This window comes from Streptomyces sp. NPDC050738 (assembly GCF_040654175.1).
Taxonomy (GTDB): Bacteria; Actinomycetota; Actinomycetes; order Streptomycetales; family Streptomycetaceae; genus Streptomyces.
In genome coordinates, this window is sequence record NZ_JBFAHN010000023.1 from 15,970 (window position 1) to 36,063 (window position 20,094).

At 69.8% G+C, this 20,094-nt stretch carries 18 protein-coding genes and 1 pseudogene; 12 read left to right on the forward strand and 7 right to left on the reverse strand.

What is annotated here, in order from left to right; all coding sequences use genetic code 11:
• The first annotated feature begins 117 nt into the window (after window positions 1-117).
• Both aceE and AB0H78_RS35990 read left to right on the forward strand, forming a co-directional pair.
• A complete protein-coding gene (aceE, locus tag AB0H78_RS35985; RefSeq protein ID WP_363239037.1) occupies window positions 118-2,850 on the forward strand; it encodes a pyruvate dehydrogenase (acetyl-transferring), homodimeric type in 2,733 nt (910 codons plus the stop codon).
• Window positions 2,851-2,948: 98 nt separating this feature from the next.
• Entirely contained in the window at window positions 2,949-3,719 is a 771-nt protein-coding gene (locus AB0H78_RS35990) for a potassium channel family protein (protein WP_363239038.1), read from the forward strand.
• Between the two features lie 4 nt (window positions 3,720-3,723).
• Here AB0H78_RS35990 and AB0H78_RS35995 read toward each other — a convergent pair whose 3' ends face one another.
• The 3 genes from AB0H78_RS35995 to AB0H78_RS36005 all read right to left on the reverse strand — a co-directional run bounded on the left by AB0H78_RS35995 (window position 3,724) and on the right by AB0H78_RS36005 (window position 6,171).
• Window positions 3,724-4,035, reverse strand: a complete 312-nt coding sequence (locus tag AB0H78_RS35995; RefSeq protein WP_363239039.1) for a small hydrophobic protein — start codon at window positions 4,033-4,035, stop codon at window positions 3,724-3,726.
• Window positions 4,036-4,083: 48 nt separating this feature from the next.
• On the reverse strand, window positions 4,084-4,419 hold the full coding sequence (locus AB0H78_RS36000; protein ID WP_363239040.1) for a peptidase inhibitor family I36 protein: 336 nt from the start codon (window positions 4,417-4,419) through the stop codon (window positions 4,084-4,086).
• 150 nt (window positions 4,420-4,569) lie between these two features.
• Window positions 4,570-6,171 (reverse strand): MFS transporter, encoded by a 1,602-nt coding sequence (locus tag AB0H78_RS36005; RefSeq protein WP_363239041.1) that lies wholly within the window; start codon window positions 6,169-6,171, stop codon window positions 4,570-4,572.
• Between the two features lie 122 nt (window positions 6,172-6,293).
• Here AB0H78_RS36005 and AB0H78_RS36010 point away from each other — a divergent pair, with 122 nt between their 5' ends.
• The 7 genes and pseudogenes from AB0H78_RS36010 (at window position 6,294) to AB0H78_RS36040 (ending at window position 13,838) form a co-directional block, all read left to right on the forward strand.
• Complete coding sequence (locus AB0H78_RS36010; RefSeq protein WP_363239106.1) at window positions 6,294-6,950, forward strand: TetR family transcriptional regulator; 657 nt, start codon at window positions 6,294-6,296, stop codon at window positions 6,948-6,950.
• Window positions 6,951-7,035: 85 nt separating this feature from the next.
• Window positions 7,036-8,223, forward strand: coding sequence for an alpha/beta hydrolase (locus AB0H78_RS36015; protein WP_363239042.1), 1,188 nt, complete (start codon window positions 7,036-7,038; stop codon window positions 8,221-8,223).
• A gap of 49 nt (window positions 8,224-8,272) precedes the next feature.
• The gene (locus AB0H78_RS36020) at window positions 8,273-9,133 is read left to right on the forward strand and encodes a DUF4429 domain-containing protein (protein WP_363239043.1); all 861 of its coding nucleotides are present in this window, start codon (window positions 8,273-8,275) and stop codon (window positions 9,131-9,133) included.
• A gap of 90 nt (window positions 9,134-9,223) precedes the next feature.
• The gene (locus AB0H78_RS36025; RefSeq protein WP_363239044.1) at window positions 9,224-10,555 is read left to right on the forward strand and encodes a sensor histidine kinase; all 1,332 of its coding nucleotides are present in this window, start codon (window positions 9,224-9,226) and stop codon (window positions 10,553-10,555) included.
• A 44-nt stretch (window positions 10,556-10,599) separates the two neighbouring features.
• Window positions 10,600-11,239: pseudogene (locus AB0H78_RS36030) on the forward strand (response regulator transcription factor).
• A 374-nt stretch (window positions 11,240-11,613) separates the two neighbouring features.
• A complete protein-coding gene (locus AB0H78_RS36035; RefSeq protein WP_363239045.1) occupies window positions 11,614-12,633 on the forward strand; it encodes an alpha/beta hydrolase in 1,020 nt (339 codons plus the stop codon).
• Complete coding sequence (locus AB0H78_RS36040) at window positions 12,633-13,838, forward strand: acyltransferase (protein WP_363239046.1); 1,206 nt, start codon at window positions 12,633-12,635, stop codon at window positions 13,836-13,838. The genes AB0H78_RS36035 and AB0H78_RS36040 overlap by 1 nt, the downstream gene beginning before the upstream one ends.
• An 11-nt stretch (window positions 13,839-13,849) precedes the next feature.
• Here the strand turns inward: AB0H78_RS36040 and AB0H78_RS36045 are convergent, their stop codons facing one another.
• Window positions 13,850-14,875 (reverse strand): aldo/keto reductase, encoded by a 1,026-nt coding sequence (locus tag AB0H78_RS36045; protein ID WP_363239047.1) that lies wholly within the window; start codon window positions 14,873-14,875, stop codon window positions 13,850-13,852.
• 5 nt (window positions 14,876-14,880) lie between these two features.
• The gene (locus tag AB0H78_RS36050) at window positions 14,881-15,348 is read right to left on the reverse strand and encodes a MerR family transcriptional regulator (protein WP_363239048.1); all 468 of its coding nucleotides are present in this window, start codon (window positions 15,346-15,348) and stop codon (window positions 14,881-14,883) included.
• 109 nt (window positions 15,349-15,457) lie between these two features.
• Between AB0H78_RS36050 and AB0H78_RS36055 the strand changes: the two genes are divergently transcribed.
• Complete coding sequence (locus AB0H78_RS36055; protein ID WP_363239049.1) at window positions 15,458-16,279, forward strand: serine hydrolase domain-containing protein; 822 nt, start codon at window positions 15,458-15,460, stop codon at window positions 16,277-16,279.
• An 18-nt stretch (window positions 16,280-16,297) separates the two neighbouring features.
• Here AB0H78_RS36055 and AB0H78_RS36060 read toward each other — a convergent pair whose 3' ends face one another.
• Window positions 16,298-17,185, reverse strand: a complete 888-nt coding sequence (locus tag AB0H78_RS36060) for a LysR family transcriptional regulator (protein ID WP_363239050.1) — start codon at window positions 17,183-17,185, stop codon at window positions 16,298-16,300.
• Window positions 17,186-17,326: 141 nt separating this feature from the next.
• Here AB0H78_RS36060 and AB0H78_RS36065 point away from each other — a divergent pair, with 141 nt between their 5' ends.
• On the forward strand, window positions 17,327-18,247 hold the full coding sequence (locus AB0H78_RS36065) for an EamA family transporter (protein ID WP_363239051.1): 921 nt from the start codon (window positions 17,327-17,329) through the stop codon (window positions 18,245-18,247).
• Complete coding sequence (locus tag AB0H78_RS36070; RefSeq protein ID WP_363239052.1) at window positions 18,244-19,431, forward strand: MFS transporter; 1,188 nt, start codon at window positions 18,244-18,246, stop codon at window positions 19,429-19,431. Before AB0H78_RS36065 ends, AB0H78_RS36070 begins: the two co-directional genes overlap by 4 nt.
• On the opposite strand, the gene AB0H78_RS36075 is transcribed toward AB0H78_RS36070, so the two are convergent.
• Window positions 19,418-20,077 (reverse strand): pirin family protein, encoded by a 660-nt coding sequence (locus tag AB0H78_RS36075; RefSeq protein WP_363239053.1) that lies wholly within the window; start codon window positions 20,075-20,077, stop codon window positions 19,418-19,420. The genes AB0H78_RS36070 and AB0H78_RS36075 overlap by 14 nt on opposite strands.
• Between the last annotated feature and the right edge of the window lie 17 nt (window positions 20,078-20,094).

Here is a 20,094-nt window from a genome sequence, read left to right on the forward strand (position 1 = left end):
CCGTGCAGTGGTTACCTCTCGGTAGAGATGACGTTTACGCCGGAGCGGTCCACGATGGAAGCGGTTCTGTCCCGCAGACGTCCCTGTAGACGCTCCACCGAACAGCGAAGGAACAGCGTGGCTTCCGCATCCGATCGCAACCCGATCATCATTGGCGGCCTTCCCAGCCAGGTCCCGGACTTCGATCCGGAAGAAACCCAGGAATGGCTGGACTCCCTCGACGCCGCCGTCGACGAGCGGGGCCGTGAGCGTGCCCGCTATTTGATGCTCCGTCTGATCGAGCGCGCCCGCGAGAAGCGCGTGGCCGTGCCCGAGATGCGCAGCACGGACTACGTGAACACGATCGCCACCAAGGACGAGCCGTTCTTCCCCGGCAACGAGGAGATCGAGCGCAAGGTCCTCAACGCGACCCGCTGGAACGCGGCCGTCATGGTCTCGCGCGCCCAGCGCCCGGGGATCGGGGTCGGCGGCCACATCGCCACCTTCGCGTCCTCCGCGTCGCTCTACGACGTCGGCTTCAACCACTTCTTCCGCGGCAAGGACAAGGGAGACGGTGGCGACCAGATCTTCTTCCAGGGCCATGCCTCGCCCGGCATCTACGCCCGTGCGTTCCTCCTGGACCGCCTCAGCGAGCAGCAGCTGGACGCTTTCCGCCAGGAGAAGTCCAAGGCGCCGTACGGGCTCTCCTCGTACCCGCACCCGCGCCTCATGCCGGACTTCTGGGAGTTCCCGACCGTCTCGATGGGTTTGGGCCCGCTCGGTGCGATCTATCAGGCGCGGATGAACCGCTACATGGAGGCGCGCGGCATCGCCGACACCTCCAAGTCGCACGTCTGGGCGTATCTCGGTGACGGCGAGATGGACGAGCCCGAGTCGCTCGGCCAGCTCTCCATCGCCGCGCGTGAGGGCCTCGACAACCTCACCTTCGTCGTCAACTGCAACCTGCAGCGCCTGGACGGCCCGGTGCGCGGCAACGGCAAGATCATCCAGGAGCTGGAGTCGCAGTTCCGCGGCGCCGGCTGGAACGTCATCAAGCTGGTCTGGGACCGGAGTTGGGACCCGCTGCTCGCGCAGGACCGCGACGGCATCCTGGTGAACAAGCTCAACACGACCCCGGACGGCCAGTTCCAGACGTACGCGACCGAGACCGGCTCGTACATCCGCGAGCACTTCTTCGGCGACGACCACCGGCTGCGGGCCATGGTCGAGAACATGACCGACGAGCAGATCCTGCACCTGGGGCGCGGCGGTCACGACCACAAGAAGGTCTACGCGGCCTACGCGGCGGCCAAGGCGCACACGGGCCAGCCGACCGTGATCCTCGCCCAGACCGTCAAGGGCTGGACGCTGGGGCCGAACTTCGAGGGCCGCAACGCGACCCACCAGATGAAGAAGCTGACGACCGAGGACCTCAAGCGCTTCCGCGACCGGCTGCACATCCCGATCACGGACAAGCAGCTCGACGAGGGCTACCCGCCGTACTACCACCCGGGTCGCGACTCCGAAGAGATCCAGTACATGCACGACCGGCGCAGCGGGCTCGACGGGTACGTGCCCACCCGCGTCGTCCGGTCCAAGCCGCTCGCGCTGCCGGACGACAAGGCGTACGTGACCGCGAAGAAGGGTTCAGGGCAGCAGTCGATCGCCACGACCATGGCCTTCGTCCGCGTGCTCAAGGACCTCATGCGGGACAAGGAGATCGGCAAGCGGTTCGTGCTGATCGCGCCCGACGAGTACCGCACCTTCGGCATGGACGCGTTCTTCCCGAGCGCGAAGATCTACAACCCGCTCGGCCAGCAGTACGAGGCCGTGGACCGCGATCTGCTCCTCGCCTACAAGGAGTCGCCGACCGGTCAGATGCTGCACGACGGCATCTCCGAGGCGGGCTGCACGGCCTCGCTGATCGCGGCCGGATCCGCGTACGCGACCCATGGCGAACCGCTGATCCCGGTCTATGTCTTCTACTCGATGTTCGGTTTCCAGCGCACCGGTGACCAGTTCTGGCAGATGGCCGACCAGTTGGCGCGCGGTTTTGTGCTGGGTGCGACCGCCGGCCGTACGACTCTGACCGGTGAGGGTCTGCAGCACGCGGACGGACACTCCCAGCTGCTCGCCTCGACCAACCCGGGCTGTGTCGCCTACGACCCGGCCTTCGGGTACGAGATCGCGCACATCGTCAAGGACGGTCTGCGCCGGATGTACGGCCCCGACAGCGAGGACGTCTTCTACTACCTCACCGTCTACAACGAGCCGATCCAGCACCCGGCCGAGCCCGCAGACGTCGATGTGGACGGCATCCTCAAGGGCATCCACCGCTACAAGTCCGGTGAGCAGGGCGCCATTTCGGCCCAGATCATGGCGTCGGGCGTCGCGGTCCCGTGGGCCGTCGAGGCCCAGCGGATCCTCGGCGAGGAGTGGAACGTCAAGGCCGACGTCTGGTCCGCGACCTCCTGGAACGAGCTGCGCCGCGAGGCCGTCGACGTCGAGCGGCACAATCTGCTCCACCCGGAGGAGGAGCAGCGCGTCCCGTACGTCACGCAGAAACTGGCCGGTGCCGAGGGCCCGTTCGTGGCCGTCTCGGACTGGATGCGGTCCGTTCCCGACCAGATCTCGCGCTGGGTTCCGGGTCCGTACCAGTCGCTGGGCGCCGACGGCTTCGGCTTCGCCGACACCCGTGGCGCGGCCCGCCGCTTCTTCCACATCGACGCCCAGTCGGTGGTCCTGGCGGTGCTCACCGAGCTCGCCAAGGAGGGGAAGATCGACCGCTCGCTGCTGAAGCAGGCGGTGGACCGCTACCAACTCCTGGACGTGGCCTCGGCCGACCCGGGCGCGGCCGGCGGCGACGCGTAGTCACCTTCGACGCGTAGTCACCTTCACGTAAAGGCGGCGGGACCCGGCGAGGGTCTCGCCGCCTTTACGTGTTCCCTGCCGTCCCTACGATGGCCTCCATGAAGCAGCAACCCGCACAGATGCGATGGGAGCGGCACACCCAGTGGCCGCTCCTCGCGCTGGCCATCGCCTTCGCGCTCGCGTACGCGGTCCCGATCGTCGCGCCCGACGCCGACTCCTGGGTGCGCGAGCTGTGTTCGGTCACCGAATGGGTGGTGTGGTCGTCCTTCGCGGTCGACTATCTGGTGCGGTTCGCGCTCACCCCTGACCGGTGGTTCTTCGTACGCACCCACTGGCTGGACCTGATCGCGGTCCTGCTGCCCCTCGCCCAGCCCCTGCGGCTGCTGCGGCTGGTCTCCACGCTCACCCTGGTGGGACGGCGGGCCAGGATGGCCCCGCAGATACAGCTCACGACCTACGTCGGGGGCGCGGTGGTCGGGCTGCTGATGTTCGGTTCGCTCGCCGTGCTGCAGGCCGAACGAGGCGCTCCCCGCGGCAACATCAAGACGCTGGGCGACGCGCTGTGGTGGAGCTTCACCACCATGACCACGGTCGGATACGGGGATCACGCGCCCACCACAGGACTCGGCCGCATCATCGCGGTCGGGCTGATGCTCTCGGGCATAGCGCTGCTGGGTGTGGTGACCGCCAACATCGCGGCCTGGTTCATCTCGCGGTTCAACAAGGACGACGAGCAGGAGCGCCGCCGGACGGCCGCGATCGAGGCGCTGACGGCGGAGGTCGTCTCGCTGCGCGCCGAGCTCAAACAGCTGTCGGCGGCGACCCTGCCCTCGCAGACAGATGCCGCCGCCGACGAACCGGTGCGTTGAGTCTCTAGAAGAAGCCGTTGCCCGGCGTCCCCTGGCCGACCAGCCAGACGAATGCCAGCACGATGTCGATCGCGCCGAGCGCCACCGCGACCACCGCGGGGATGTTGTCGCTCGCCCACCTGCGGCCCATGCTCAGCCACCCTGCGACGACCGCCGCCGGGCCGAGGATGATCCCCAGCACGAAGAATCCGGCGATCGCGCAGACCAGCCCGATGATCCCGAGCGTCGCGCGGTCCGGCCCGCTCCGCGACCCCATGCGGCCTCGTGAGCGGGGGTGTTTGCGCGTACGCGAGGAGTTTCCATAGCCCGTCATCATCACTCCCTTGAGGTTGTCGATTCGGGCCCACCCCTCGCGTACCCGCCCTCAGCGCTCCCAGACCTTGAAGGCCCGTACGAGATACGGCGATTGGGGGACCCAGGTGCCGCCACCCGGATACGTCTCGAACTCGCCGGTCTCCTCGCACTCCGCCGACTGGTAGGTGGTGACGGGACGTCCCATGCGGTTGGCCAGGGCCTGGGCCGTGGTCCCAGCGGGCAGCGCGACGCAGCTGCCGGTGCCGGTTTCGGTGAGCTCGTACGTCAGGTGCCCGCCCTTGAATCCGGGCGCGTCCCAGAGGCAGAGCGCGCCGGGCGCGCACGCGCCGAGCTGGGCCAGGAAGGTGGCGGCCAGGGCGGCCGCGGTGATGACGGTCGTACGCATAGGAATCAACCCCCGTGTGGTGCGGATCAGTTGGGACCACGCTGACCTGCGCGTACGCAACGAGGGAAGGCCTGCCGGCACGGATCACCCGGATAGGCGACAGCCCCGCCGGAACCGTCCGGCGGGGCTGTGCGGGGCGCGGAGTTGACGTCAGATGTGGGCCGCGCCCGCACCCGCCTCCGCGTTGTCGCCGCGCTTGGTCAGCAGCGCGACGAAGATCGCGACCACCGCGACGCCGCAGGCGACGAGCGAGGCCAGGCCCATGCCCGAGATGAAGGTGTCGTGGGCCACCGCGTTGATCTTCTCGGCCACGTCGGCCGGGGTGTTCGGCGGGACGGGACCCGCACCGCCCTGGACGGCCTGCGAGGCCTGTGCCAGCTGGTCACCCGTGAGCGGCGGGAGACCCGCGTCCGCCCAGTTGCCCGCGAGGTCGTTGTCGACCTTGGAGGCCATGACGGCGCCGAGCACGGCCGTGCCCAGCGATCCGCCGATCTGCATCGCGGCCTGCTGGAGGCCGCCCGCGACGCCGGAGAGCTCCATCGGGGCATTGCCGACGATGACTTCGGTGGCGCCGACCATGACCGGCGCGAGGCCGAGGCCGAGCAGCCCGAACCAGATCGACATGACGAGGCTGCCGGTGTCGGTGTCGAGCGTGGACATCCCGTACATCGCCAGGGCTGTGCACGCCATGCCGCCCGCGAGGGGGATCCGGGGCCCGACCTTGGTGATCATCGCACCCGCCAGGGGGGAGGCGACGATCATCATGCCGGTCAGGGGCAGGAGGTGCATGCCCGCCTTGACCGGGCTCATGCCGTGCACGTTCTGCAGATAGAAGGTGACGAAGAAGAGGCCGCCCATGAAGGCGATGGCCATCAGCACCATCAGCACGGTGCCGGCGGTGAGCGGTACGGAACGGAACAGCGTCAGCGGGATGAGCGGTTCCCTGACCTTCGTCTCCCAGAAGCCGAAGAAGAGGAAGGCGGCGACGGAGACGCCCAGGAAGATCCAGACCTTGGCGTCGCCCCAGCCCCAGGCCGGGGCCTTGATGAGCGCCCAGACCAGACAGAACATGGCCGCCGAGAGCAGGGCGATGCCCAGGAGGTCGAAGGACCTGGGCGCGTTCTCCGCGCGGTGGTCCTTCAGGATCACGAGGCCGACGATGAGGGCGATCACGCCGACGGGCACGTTGATGAAGAAGACCGACTGCCAGCTGACGTGCTGGACGAGCAGTCCGCCGAGGATCGGTCCGCCCGCGGTGGAGGCGCCGATGACCATGCCCCAGATACCGATGGCCATGTTCAGCTTCTCGGCGGGGAACGTGGCGCGCAGCAGTCCGAGCGCGGCCGGCATCAGCAGCGCGCCGAAGAGTCCCTGGAGCACGCGGAAGGTGACGACCAGGGTGACGGTGCCGGAGAAGCCGATGGCGCCCGAGGCGGCGGCGAATCCGGTGACGCCGATGAGGAAGGTCTGCCGGTGGCCGAAGCGGTCGCCGAGTTTGCCCGCCGTGATCAGGGTGACCGCGAGGGCGAGGAAGTATCCGTTGGTGATCCACTGGACGTCGGCGAACGTCGCGTTCAGGTCGTCCTTGATGACGGGATTGGCGATCGCGACGATCGTTCCGTCGAGCGCGACCATCATCACGCCGACGGCCACGGATATCAGCGTCAGCCAGGGGTGGCCGCGGAGCCCCTTGGCCGGCGGCCCTGCGGCGTCGTCCCGCGAGGTCTTTTCGACAGTGGTCTGACTAGTCATGCCCGCGAGAATAGTGTCAGTCGCTGACAGTTGACAAAGCCCTTCACACGTCAGTAAGTGTCACGTAGCTCACAGGTAGGCTGAGCTGGACAAAGCGGAGAAAAGAGGGACCTGTGGAGCAGATGGTGCGGACGGGACTGCGCGAGCTGAAGAAACAGCGCACCCGTGACGCTCTCCTGCGCGCGGCGCTCGAACTCTTCACCACCAAGGGGTACGAGCAGACGACGGTCGACGAGATCACGGACGCCGTCGAGGTCTCCCAGCGCACCTTCTTCCGGTACTTCGCCAACAAGGAGGAGGTCGCCCTCTGTGTCCAGCTCCTCGCCGAGTCGCAGTTCCTGGCGGCGCTGCGCGAGCGGCCGCCGCAGGAGAATCCGTTCGAGGCGATGTACCGGGCGGTGCTCGCCTCCTGGGACTCGATCGGCGAGGCGATCGAGGCGCTGATCCCAATCGAGCTGCACATGCGTACGTACCAGCTGATCGAGTCGACCCCGGCGCTGCTCGCCGCCCACCTGCGCCACTCCGCCGAGTTGGAGGAGGAGGTCGCCCAAGTCATCGCCGAGCGCGAGGGCCTTGATGTGAACGCCGACCCGCGGCCGCGCATCGCCGTCGCCGCATACACCGGCGTGATGCGGATGACCGGGCGTATCTGGGGACAGGGACAGGACCTGAGCGTGGACGCGATCCGCCAACTGACCGTCACCCATCTCGGCCATATCGGACCGGCATTGGCGGGAAATTGGGGCAATTCACCCACGCCGGGCGCACGCGGAGCGTAATCACCCGCGCACATTCCCTCTGTGAAACGTGATCTGTCTCACTCTCGTGGCTAGGTCACGGTTACGTCTCCTAGGGTGTTCCGCAGTGACTTCCTTCGACTCCTCCCCCACCCTCACCGCCTGGCGCGCACTGCTCGCGCTCGCGGTGGTGTTCGTGATGCTGGCGACCACCGGCTGGACCGCCGTACGCCAGCACAAGGGCGACGGCCAGCCACGTCTGGCAGCTCTCGCCGCATGGAGCCGGGGCTCCATCGACGGTCTCGACCTGCCGGGCGCCGACGCGCGGCCGCAACGGCTCGCGCACTTCTTCGCCTCGCTCACCGCAGCCGAGCAGACCCGCCTCGCCGACCGCTATCCGCTGGTCGTGGGCAATCTCAACGGCGCTCCGGTGACCCTGCGTTATCAGGCGAACCGGCTCGCGCTGAACGAGGCGGTCACCGTCGAGGAGCGGCGTACGCACGACACGGAACTCTCGGCCGACGGCCGCAAGGACGCCTCGAACCGTATGCACCGCTTCGAGGCCCTCGCCTCAGGCGACCGGCAGGTCCTCGCCTTCGACCCCGCGGGAAGCGGCAAGGTCGCCGAGGTCTTCGGCGACCTGAAGACCGCCCAGCGGGTCTCGGTCATCGTCCCCGGAGTCGACACGACGGCGCTCACCTTCGAGAAGAGCTGGCGCCCGTACTCCGCGCCGGTCGGCATGGCCAAGTCGCTGTACGCGGCCGAGCAGTCCGCGTCCCCGACGACCCGCACCGCCGTCATCGCCTGGGCCGACTACACCGCGCCCGTCGGTATCGGCGTGGACGCGGCCATCGGACGGCTCGCCGAGGACGGCGCGGTACGCCTCAACGACCTCGTCTCCGCCCTGCCAGGCGCCGCCCCGGTCGAGCTCTTCTGCCACAGCTACGGATCCGTGGTCTGCGGTGTCGCCGCCCGCCAACTCCCCTCCCGGGTGAGCGATGTGGCGGTCGCCGGCAGCCCCGGCATGCGCGCCGAGAAGGTCTCGCAGCTGCACACCGACGCCAACGTTTGGGCGATGCGGGACCGCGACGACTGGATCGGGGACGTCCCGCACCTGGACGTCGGCGGCCTCGGGCACGGGCAGGACCCGGTGGATCCGGCCTTCGGGGCACGGGTGATGTCGGCCAAGGGCGCGATCGGGCACGCCGGATATTTCACTCCCGGAACGGCCAGTCTCAGCAACTTCGCCGCCATCGGGGTCGGTTCGTACCAGGAAGTGAGCTGTGCGGACGGCGGGAGTGCCTGCAATTCGTAGGCGGCTCACAGGGGCGACGCGCGGGCGCACGCCGCCTACGATGAAGCGCATGGGCGACGTACTGGCCGGAATTCATGCCTCCTGGGAGTTCGAGTCCGACTCCGTCCTCATCCGCTTCGAACGGGGTATCCGCACGCCGAAGCTCTTCCAGGCGCTGGGCGAGCGACGCATCCCGCACGAGGCGCTGGAGTCGGTGTCGCTCGCGCCGGGCAAGCGCGGGACGGTGGTGCTGCACGCCGTGGTGCGCCAGGGCGCCGATCCGCTGATGGAGGCCGCTTCCGGCCAGCTCAAGGAGGCGTGCGACCCCTACCGGCTGGTGCTTCCCGCCGAGCGCGAGACGCTCGCCGAGTACTACGCGGACGAGCTCGCCGCCGTCATCACCCCCGAGGCCAAACAGCCCGCCGACCGGTTCCTGGTGGAGCCTCCGCAGGCCCCCCTGCACTTCAAGGCGTACGACGGAAAAGCCTCCTTCGACGGGTCCAAGGTCTCCTTCCGGTGGTTCTGGACGGGTGCTTCCTCGGCCAAGTGGAAGGCGGGCGACCAGAGTTTCCCCGTGCGCGACCTCGCCGGGGTCGAGTGGCGCTCCCCCGAACTCTTCGAGGGCTTCCTCCGGCTGATGCCGCGCGATACGAACGGCACCCCGCAGCCGGCCCAGGCCGACCAGGACCCCTCGGCGGTGGTCTTCGGCCTCGGCTACGGCCCGGTGCACGAGTCGCTGCCCTTCGCCGCGGCCGTGCTGTGGGCCGCACGCGGCGCCGGCGGTACGGCGGCACCCGCCGCGGTCGCGGGGCGGGGCGACCCCGCCGCCGTCGCCGACCGGATACGGCACCTGGGCGAGCTGCACCGGGCGGGCCTGGTGACGGACGAGGAGTTCGGCGCGAAGAAGGCGGAGCTCCTCGCCGAGCTGTAGCTCCAGCGGCCCCCTACGCAGGTACGACCCGGCGGCCGATACCCCGGTATGACGCGTCCCCGACGCATCCCTGCCTACGCTGATCACGCCATGACGCCACCCTCTCCCCCGCCGCCCCCGACCGACGGCCTCCTCACCGCCGGGCTGCGCAATCTGCGCGCCCTCGCCCACGGGATCGCCCACCCCTCGCACGCACCGACGGCGCCGTTCGCCGACTCGCCCAGGCAGTGGCAGCGGATCCTGCCGTACGTCGTCGTGCTCTCGCTCACCGGCGCCTTCCTGCCGATCACCATCGTGGTCCTCACCGGTTCGTACGACGTGCCGGGAGCGCTCGCCGGCGCCCTGGCCGTCGCGCAGACCGTGCCGCTGCTGATGCTGGCCCACCGGCCGCTCCAGGCCTGGTGGATCGTGCTGCCCGCCGATGTCGCCGGAGCGCTGGTGCTCGTCGGCCACCACTACCAGGACAACGTCTGGCCCTGGCCCGCGCCCGTCCTCATCGGCTATCTCTTCCTGCTGCTCGCGATCGCGCTGCGCGAGAAGCGCCGGACCCTCATCGGGGTCTGGCTGATCACGGGCGCCGCCTGCCTGGGGCTCGGCCTCGCCTTCCCCGACCGCAACGACGGCACCAACGCGCTGCTGTTCATCCTGTCCTCGGTGGTCCTGGTCATCGGCGGCGCGGTGCGCGAGCGCGGTGAGGCACAGCGGCGGCTCTCCGAGGCGCAGACGCTGAGCGAGGCCGAGCGGGCGCAGCGGACGCTGCTCGAGGAGCGGGCCCGTATCGCCCGCGAACTGCACGATGTGGTCGCCCATCACATGTCGGTGATCACCGTCCAGGCGGACTCGGCGCCGTACCGGCTGACCGGGCTTTCCGCGGAGGCCGCCGAGGAGTTCGGGTCGATCGCGGCGAGCGCGCGCGAATCGCTGTCGGAGATGCGCAGGCTGCTCGTGGTGCTGCGCAACGACGGTACGGAGGGCGAGCGGGCGCCGCAGCCGGGGATCGGGCGGGCGCAGCAGCTGGTCGAGGCGACGGTACGGGCGGGGGTCCCGGCCGAGCTGTCGCTGCCCGCAGCGCTGTCGGCGCCGGGCGCGCTGCCGCCCGCCGTGGACCTCTCCGCGTACCGGATCGTGCAGGAGGCGCTGGCCAATGTGGTGCGGCACGCGCCGGGTGCGCCGACACGGGTATCGGTGGCCTCGGACGGGGCGTATCTGACGGTCGTCGTGGTGAACGGCCCGTCCGATGCGCCCGGTTCACCGCTGGAGAGCGGCACGGGGACGGGACACGGGCTGATCGGGATGCGTGAACGCGTACGGTTGACCGGCGGCGCCCTGGACACGGGCCCACTGCCCGACGGCGGCTTCCGGGTCGCGGCCCGGATGCCGCTCGCCCCTTCGTCCGACCCTTCTCCGGAGGACACGAAGTGACCACCCCTGCCCCCATCCGCGTGATCATCGTGGACGACCAGGCGATGGTGCGCGCCGGTTTCGCCGCGCTGCTCGCCGCGCAGGCCGACATCGACGTGGTGGGCGAGGCGCCCGACGGGCGGGAGGGGGTGGCGGTGGCGCGGTCCACGCATCCGGACGTGGTGCTCATGGACGTACGCATGCCGGAGATGGACGGGCTTGCGGCGGCGCGCGCGATCCTGGACCCGCCGGCGGGGGTCGTGCACCGGCCGAAGGTGCTGATGCTGACGACGTTCGACGTGGACGACTATGTGTACGAGGCGCTGCGCGCGGGCGCGTCCGGCTTCCTGCTGAAGGACGCGCCGCCCGCGGATCTGATCGCGGCGGTACGGGTGGTGGCGGCGGGCGACGCGCTGCTCGCGCCGTCGGTGACGCGGCGGCTCATCGCGGACTTCGCGGCGCAGCGGCCGGTGCTGCGGAGCCAGGCCCGCGCTGCGGCTGAACGGGCTGACGCCGCGCGAGACGGAGGTCTTGGAGCTCATCGCGAAGGGGCTTTCGAATCAGGAGATCGCGGGGGAGCTGGTGCTGGCGGAGCAGACCGTGAAGACGCATATCGGGCGGGTGCTGGCGAAGCTGGATCTGCGGGACCGGGCGCAGGCGGTGATCTTCGCGTACGAGTCGGGGCTGGTGGCCCCGGGTTCGTAGCCGGGGGCTCTTTTTCCCCCACCCCGCCCCTTCCCGAAACCGGGGGCAGAGCCCCCGGGCCCCGCTCCTCAATCGCCGGAGGGGCTTGATTTTTCGCACCTGTGAGCCGGTGTCAGCAAAATCCAGCCCGTCCGGCGATTGAGGACACGTGGCCGAAGGCCGCGTACGGGGGCGCAGGGGGCGAAGCCCCCGCACACCGGGGCCCGGGGGTCCGGGGCGCAGCCCCGGTTCGGGAAGGGGCGGGTCGGGGAAAGCCACCCCACCCCCTACCCCAGTAGCACCCCCGACTTGGCCCCCCGGTGTGACGCCCCGCCCCCCACCCTCTTCCTACCTTCCTCTCCGTCAGCAACCGCCACGGATGAGGGAGACGGCACATGAGCCGCTACCACCGGACCCTGTTCACCGCCGCACTCATCACCACCGTCGTCGCCGGCACCGCGGGCTGGGCATCGGCCGATACGCAGCTGGCGGTCACCGGGCCGCCTCCCGGCTCCGCCGCCTGGCTCGCCGACGACTCCCTCGGGCGGGAGCTGCCGGACCCGTCCGCCTCCACACCCGACCAAGTCGCCCATTTCTTCGGCACATTGACCGGAAGACAGCAGCAGCAGCTCGCCCACCGCCACCCCCTCGTCGTCGGCAACCTCGACGGCGCCCCCGTATCCCTGCGCTACGAGGCCAACCACCTCGCCCTCCAGCAGGCGGGCAAGGAGTACGAGGACCTGGCCGCCCCCGGTCACCAGATCCTCGCCTTCGACCCCCGCGGCCGAGGTCAAGTCGCCGAGGTGTACGGCGACTTGGCCGCCACCGAGCACGTCTCCGTCGTCGTCCCCGGTTCCGACACCGACGCCGGGCACTTCGCCGCCACCGCCACCATGGCCAAGAACCTCCGCGCCGCCACGGACGACCGCACCGCCGTCATCGCCTGGGCCGGCTACACCACCCCCGTCGGCATCGGCCTCGATGCCGCCACCTCGGACCTCGCCGAAGCGGGAGCACCCCGGCTGACCCGCCTCACCGAGGGGCTCGAAGCCACCGGCGCCGCCGAGCCCGTCCTCTTCTGCCACAGCTACGGCTCCGTCGTCTGCGGCCTCGCCGCCCGCGACACCCCGTACGCCGCCGACCTCGTCGTCACCGGATCCCCCGGCATGCACGCCGACACCGCCGCCGACCTGCACACCGACGCCCGCGTCTGGGCGGCCAAGGACCCCGGCGACTGGATCGACGACGTACCGAACGTCCGCTTCGCAGGCCTCGGTCACGGCGAGGACCCGACCGACCCCTCCTTCGGCGCCCGTATCGTCCCGGCGCGCGACGCCAAGGGGCACACCGGCTACTACACCCCCGGCACCGAGTCCCTGCGCACCTTCGCCTCCATCGCACTCGGGGAGATCTGATGCGCGCCGCACTCACCAAAACGGTCCAGAAGATCGAGGACCGCACCCCCGCCCACCGCGACCGCGCCATCGACGGCCTGCGCGCCCTGGCGCTGCTCGCCGTCCCGGTCGGCCACTGGCTGCTCGGCGGCTTCACCCTCGACGGCTCCGGCGCGCTCCACAACGCCAGCCCGCTCTCCTCCTTCGGCTTCTTCGCACCGCTCAGCTGGGTGCTGCAGATGCTGGGGATCTTCTTCCTGGTCGGCGGCTACGCCTCCGTGCTGTCCTTCCGCCGCCACACCGGCACCACAGCCCAGTGGCTCAAGGGCCGTCTGGCCCGCCTCGGCCGCCCGGTCCTCGGTGTCACCGCCGTCTGTGCGGCGATGTTCCCGGTCCTGTACGCACTCGGGGTGCCCGGCACCACCCTGCACACCGGGGCGACCCTGGTCGTCCAGCCACTCTGGTTCGTCGGCGTGTACGCGGCCGTCACCGCCCTGACCCCGTACTGCATCCGCGCCGCCCGCAGGCTCGGCGCCTGGGCCGCCGCACCGCTCCTCGCGGTGGTCGCCGGCGTCGACTTCCTCCGCTACGGGCCCTTCGCCGACGCGATGCCGTCCTGGCTGTCGCTGATCAACATCCTCCCGGGCTGGCTCTTCGCGTACCAACTCGGCGTCTCCTGGGGCGAGAAGAAGATCTCCAGGCGTGGCGGGGCCTTCCTGCTCGCAGCCGGCACCGCGCTCTTCGTGGCGCTGCTGACCCTCTTCCACTACCCGGCGTCGATGGTGGGCGTCCCCGGCGAGATCCGCACCAACTCCCACCCGCCGTCGCTGCTGGTACTGGCGCTCGCCGCCGCCCAGTCCGGAGCGGCGATCCTCCTGCGCGACAAGATCGCCACGTTCCTGAAGCGGCCCGCCTTCTGGGCGCCCGTCGTCATCGTCAACCTCTCCGCGATGACGATCCTGTGCTGGCACCAGCTCGCGATGCTGGCCGCCGCCGTCCCCGCCTCGTTCCTCGGCCACGTACCCGGACTGACCACCGCCCCCGACACGGTCGCCTGGATCCTCGAGCGGCTCGCCTGGCTGCCGGCCTTCGCCGTGATCCTGGCCGTGACCGCCCGCTTCACCCGGGTCTTCGAGTCCCCCTGGACGAAGGCGTCGAAAGCCCGCCGGGCAGTGGTGGGTCTGCTCGCGGCGGGCTTCGGGGTCTTCGCGCTGGGACTGGCGTGAGTGCCCAGGTTCTACTCGCGGGCCGCCGACGTCGACGACATGTCCGGGTAGCGGTCGCCCGCGACCTGTCCCGCGATCGGCTCCAGGAGCGCCAGCTCCTCGGCGGAGAGCGTGAGGCGGGTCGCCCCGGTGTTCTCCAGGAGGCGGTTGCGCTTGCGCGTCCCGGGGATCGGTACGACGGCGGTCAGCCCGTGCACCTCGGCGCGCTGCTGCACCCACGCCAGCGCGACCTGCGCCGCGGTCGCACCGTGCGCGGCGGCGATCTTGTGGACGGGCTCCAGGAGGGCCGCGTTCGTCTTGGCGTTGTCGCCGCTGAAGCGCGGCTGGAACTTCCGGAAGTCGCCCCCGGCAAGGTCCTTGCCGGCGTCCGCGAAGGCGCCCGTGAGGAAGCCGCGCCCCAGCGGGGAGTACGGCACGAAGGCGACCCCCAGCTCGGCCGCCGCGCCCACCGCGCTGACCTCCACGTCACGCGAGAACAGCGACCATTCCGACTGCAGGGCGGCGATCGGGTGCACCGCGTACGCCTCTCGCAGCTCCGCCCCGGTCACCTCGCTCAGACCGAGGTGCTTGACCTTGCCCTCCGCCACGAGCTCGGCCATCGCGCCGACCGACTCGGCCAGCGGCACCTGCGGGTCGCGCCGGTGCATGTAGTACAGGTCGATGACGTCGACGCCGAGCCGCCGCAGCGATCCCTCGACGGCCTCCCTGACGTACGCCGGATCGTTGCGCACACCCCGGTACTGCGGGTCGTCGGTGCGCTCGATGGCGAACTTGGTGGCGAGCGTGATCTCGTCCCGGTGCGCGGCGACGAAGGGCGCGAGGAACGTCTCGTTGGCGCCGCGGCCGTACACGTCGGCGGTGTCGATGAGCGTGACACCGGCCTCGACGGTGGCCTCCAGGGTGTCCCGGGCGGTCGCGTCGTCGGTCTCCCCGTAGAACTCGCTGATGCCCATCGCGCCGAAGCCCTGGACACCGACCTCCGGGCCTCCCGTGCCGAGCGTGACGCGTGCGATCTTCTCCGTGCTCTGCGTGCCCATGCTGTTCAGTACCCCTCTTGCGCCCGGTGGGCGCTCGCATAGAAATCGATCTTGAAGTCGAGAACGCCGAGCGTGTCCTGAAGTTCGGCGATGCGCGTGCGCACATCCCGCCGGGTCTGCTCCAGGAGCTCCTGGCGTGCCTCGAAGGTGTGCTCGCCCGCCCGTACGAGCTCGGCGTAGCGGACCATGTCCGCGACCGGCATCCCGGTCAGCCGCAGCTTGCCGACGAAGGCGAGCCAGTCCAGGTCGCGGTTGGTGAAGCGGCGCTGCCCGGTGTGCGAGCGGTCGACGTCCGACATCAGCCCGATCCGCTCGTACCAGCGCAGCGTGTGCGCGGTCAGCCCGGTCCAGGCGACGACCTCGCTGATCGTGTACCGGTCCTGGCCCTCCGGTCGGGGATGCGCGTCGGGCGCCGAGGCACAGGTGTCCGCCTTGGTGGATACGGCTGCGGGTGCGGTCTCCAGCACGGTCATGCGGTCCCAGCTCCTTCGTCCTCGCGACACCCCCAACGCTAATTCCTTAGAGCGCACTCCAAGCAAGCGAATTCGGAGAGAACTTTCGCCCCGGCCTACTCTCGTACGCATGGAGAGCCTGGCGATGATCGAGAACTGGCCCGTCGAGACCGTGGCGGCCGCCGTCGTACGAGCGGACGGGAGCCTCGCGGGCGCGCACGGCCCCACCGCGCACCGCTTCCCCCTCGCCTCGGTCACCAAGCCGCTCGCCGCCTATGCCGCGCTGGTGGCGTACGAAGAGGGCGCGATCGAGTTCGACGAGCCGGCCGGACCCGAGGGTGCGACCGTACGCCACCTGCTCGCCCACACCAGCGGCCTCGCCTTCGACGAACCGCGCGTGATGGCCGCCCCCGGCGAGCGCCGCATCTACTCCAACGCCGGCTTCGAGGCGCTCGGCGACCACATCGCCAAGGCCACCGACATCCCCTTCGCCGACTACCTCCACCAGGCGGTCCTGGAGCCGCTCGGCATGACGGCGACGGCGCTGGACGGATCCCCCGCGAAGGACGGCGTCTCCACGGTGGACGACCTGGTCCGTTTCGCCGCCGAGCTGCAGTCCCCCCGGCTGCTCGACCCTCGTACGGTCGCCGAGGCCACGTCCGTCGCCTACCCCGGCCTCAAGGGCGTCCTGCCCGGCTACGGCCTGCAGAATCCCAACGACTGGGGCCTGGGCTTCGAGATCCGCTCGGCCAAGTCCCCGCACTGGACGGGCAGTTCATCGTCGCCGCGCACCTTCGGCCACTTCGGGCAGACGGGCACGTTCCTGTGGGTCGACCCGGACGCGGGCGCGGCCTGCATCGCACTGACCGACCGCGCCTTCGGCCCGTGGGCGGTCGAGGTCTGGCCGGCGCTGACGGACGCGGTCCTCGCGGAGCTCCGTTCCCCGCACTGATCCGGGGCGTACCGGTCCTTACTGCGGGGCACGCGCGCCCGGGATGCCGAGGAGGGCGAGGAAGGCGGCCGCCGCGGGCGTACAGCCTGAGCGGCTCCAGATGATGTGCTCGACGCGGACCGGCGCGTCGGTGACCTCGATGGTGGTCACGCCGGCGAGGTGAGCCGCATAGGCGGACGGAAGCATCGCCACGCCGAGCCCCTGTTCGACCAGGCGGGCCAGGAAGTCGGCGTTGGTCACCTCGAAGGCCACGTCGCGGCTGAGGCCGGCGGCCGAGAAGGCCAGGTCGGACTGGACACGTCCGGCGGTCTTGGCCGGCAGGTCCACGAACACCTCCGTGGAGAGCCTGCGCAGGTCGACCGATGACGCGTCGGCCAGCGGATGGTCCGGCGCGACCACGGCGACGAGTCGGTCACGGGCGAGTTCACGCCCGGCGACGCCTTCGGGCCGTGCCGTGGTCGGCAGCCCCAGGAAGGCCACTTCGATGACCCCTTCCTTGACCTGCTCGATGAGATCGTCGCTCCCGCCGACCCGCAGGCTGATGCGCACCTCGGGGTGACTCTCGCGGAACGCGCGGAGCGCGCCGGGGATGTCGACGGCGGCGACGGAGGGGATCAGGCCGACGGAAAGGCGTCCCCGCACCTCGCCGACGGCGGCGGCGACATCGACGACCGCGCGCTCGGCGGCCTCCAGGCACTGCCGGGCCGCGGGAAGGAACGCCGCACCGGCCGGGGTCAGCCGCACCCGGCGGGTGGTCCGCTCGAAGAGCTTCGCGCCCAGTTCCCGTTCCAGACGGGCGATCTGGTGGCTGAGGGCGGACTGGACCACGAGGCAGCGTTCGGCGGCGCGGGTGAAGTTGCTGGTCTCGGCAACGGCGACGACGTAGCGCATCTGCTGGAGATCCATGGATCCATCGTGCATCACGATTAATGAGATGACAAATATGCGTTGGACTCATTGATGGCCGCAGGGCAAGAATTCGGACATGCCAATTCCGGTATCACAGAAGGTTTCTGACGAACCCTCACTTTCCTCTCCGAGTGGCGCATGAGAGACGGCCGACCACTCCTCCTCGCCTCAGGCGTGACGGCTCTCGCGCCGGCGATCTGGGGAAGCACCTATCTGGTGACCGCCGAATTCCTGCCACCGGATCGTCCGCTTCTTGCCACCACCGTCCGGGCACTTCCCGCCAGCCTGATTCTGCTGCTCTTCTCCCGCGTACTGCCACGAGGCGTATGGATCTGGCGGTCGCTTGTACTCGGCATGCTCAACATCGGTGCATTCAACCTCCTGTTGTTCGTCGCGGCCTATCGCCTGCCGGGCGGTGTCGCAGCGATGACCATGACGGTCCAGCCGATGATCGTGCTGATTCTGGCGGCGCTGATCATCGGCGATCCGATTCGTGCCGTCCATGTGGTGGCGTGCGCCCTCGGCGCGGCCGGTGTCGCCCTGCTCGTACTCAACGGGTCGTCGGCGCTGGATCCCGTCGGCGTGGCCGCGGCGCTGGGCGGCGCGGCCTGCATGGCCACCGGCATCACCTTCACCAAGCGGTGGGGGCGCCCCGAGGGGGCGGGTCTGCTCGCCTTCACCGGTTGGCAGTTGACGGCGGGCGGACTCGTCTCCCTGCCCTTCACGCTGTCCGTCGAAGGTCTGCCGGATTCCCTCACGGCAACCAACCTCTTCGGGTTCGCCTATCTCATTTCCCTCGGCGCTGTCATCAGTTACGCGATCTGGTTCCGCGGAATCGAGAAGCTTCCGGCCCTGGCCGTCTCCTTTCTCGCGCTGGTCAGCCCGGTCGTCGCATCCGTGCTGGGAATCGCTTTCGCGGGCGAGGAATTCTCAGCGCTTCAGCTGACCGGCGTCCTGGTGATTCTCCTTTCCGTGGTCCTCGCGCAACTCCGACCAACCGCACCGCACACCGAAATCGAGACAAGATCCATGGCCGAAATATGGGGAGCGAAGAAATGACCGCACAAGAAACACAGGCGCCACCCGAAAAGCACGTGCCCTCGCCCCTGAAGGCATGGCTGGGCGTCGCCGCGATCACCGCAAGTCTGTTCATCTTCCTCACCACCGAGCTGATGCCTGTAGGTCTGCTCACTCCGCTGAGCCGGAGCCTCGACATCTCCGTGGGCGTCGCCGGGCTCATGGTCACGGCGCAGGGTGTCGCGGCCGGCCTCGGCGTGCCGTTCATCGTGGCGTGGACCAGGCGCATCAACCGCCGAACCCTGCTGTCCGCGCTGCTCGCGGTGCTGGCGCTGGGAAACCTCCTCACCGCCGTATCACCGAGCTATTCGCTCATCCTGGCGACCCGGCTCTGCATGGGATTCGCCAGCGGCGCCTTCTGGGCCATCGGCGTGAGCATGGCGATGCGCATCGTTCCGGAACATCACGCGAACCGGGCGGCCGCCGTGGTGATGTCCGGCATCTCCATCGCCACCGTGGTGGGGATTCCCTTGGGGACCCTCGTGGAGGCACACACCAGCTGGCGCACCACGTTCGCGATCTGGGCCGGGGTCAGTGTGCTGGTGTTCTTCGCGGTCGCCTCCCTCGTGCCGTCCCTGACGTCCGAGAACACGGTGTCGGTCAGGGAGGTCTTCGAGCTCCCGCTCAAGAACGCGAAGCTTCGGACGGTGTTGATCGTCGTCGTCTGCTTCGTGCTCGGCCACTTCGGCGCCTACACGTTCGTGCGCCCTTTCCTGGAGGACCACGCATCCGCCACACCCGGCTTCATCACCGTGGTGCTGATCGTTTTCGGTGTGGGCGGCGCCCTCGGGAACTTCGTCGCCGGCTACACGGTGAACAAAAGCCTGCGCGGCACCTTCGCCGTCGGTGCCGCAGGCCTTCTCGTGGCACTGCTCCTGCTGCGTACGGCCGGTGACGCGGAAGTCGGCGTGGTCGTCGCACTGGTCATCTGGGGACTCTCCTTCGGCACGGTGCAGTTGGCCCAGGTCAACATGACGCTCGCCTCCGCGCCCGACACCTTCGAAGCCGCGATGTCGCTCAACACCATGGCGTACAACACCTCGATCGCACTCGGAGCACTCTTCGGCGGGCTGCTCGTCGACCACGTCGGTGTCACCAGCGTCATCTGGTTCGGCATGGTCCTGATCGGTGCCGCTCTGCTCCTCCGGGTGCTCAGGCGGAGTTGAGGTCCCACATCAGGACCTCGGCGGGCGAGGACGCGACCAGGTCGAGGCCCTCCGCCTTGGTGATGCGGGCCGAGTCGCCCGGGCCCAACTCCTCGCCGCCGAGCGCCACTTCGCCCCGTACGACATGGAGATACACCCCCGGGGCGTCCGGGACCGCCGTGCGCTCGCCCGCCACGAGGCGCCGTACGTAGAGCAGGGCGCCGGCCGCGAGCACCGCGTACGGAGTGGAGTCCGCGATGCCGTGGACGATCTCGTACGAAGGATCGCCGCCGGGCTCCAGCGGTGTCAGCCACATCTGGATGAAGGTCAGCGGGTCCGCGCCCTCGTTGCGCTCCTCGTGGCGGACCCCGCCCGCCGAGGAGAGGCGCTGGACGTCTCCGGCCCGTACGACCGTCGCGTGGCCCGCCGAGTCGCGGTGCGTGAGCTCGCCCTCGACGACCCACGTGATGATCTCGGTGTGGCTGTGCGGGTGTTCGTCGAAGCCCGCACCGGGCGCCAGGCGCTCCTCGTTGCAGGCCAGGACCGGGCCGAAGCGCAGATTGTCGGGGTCGTAGAAGGTGCCGAAGGAGAAGGCGTGGTGGGACTCGATACCGGCCGCGGGGTCGCCCCCGATGAACCGGTCGCCGGAGCGCCGAACTGAAATCACGTAGCCCACCGTAGCCC